The 231-nt window shown below is 70.6% G+C and carries 1 protein-coding gene; it reads right to left on the reverse strand.

Features of this window, described 5'->3' with window-relative positions; all coding sequences use genetic code 11:
• Positions 1-231, reverse strand: a 231-nt coding sequence (locus JHD63_RS25335) for a transposase (RefSeq protein WP_198973223.1), incomplete at both ends; no start/stop codon positions are given.

Genomic DNA, 231 nt, shown 5'->3' on the forward strand with positions numbered 1-231 from the left:
CATGCAGCTTGCCGGGCCGGCGGCGTGGCCTGCCGGGCTTGCCGCCCACGGCAGGCAGGGCATCGACCAAGTCCTCGAAGACTACCGAATCATGGCGATTGGCCCCGGTCACGCAGAACATCAGCGGTATGCCCTGGCAGTCCGTGATCAGGTGGCGCTTGCTGCCGAGTTTGCCCCGGTCCGTGGGGTTGGGCCCCGTGTGTGGGCCCCCCGGGGGCTGGGCACGCTGGC

Origin of the sequence: Xylophilus sp. ASV27 (assembly GCF_016428875.1) — a bacterium.
GTDB lineage: Bacteria > Pseudomonadota > Gammaproteobacteria > Burkholderiales > Burkholderiaceae_C > Xylophilus.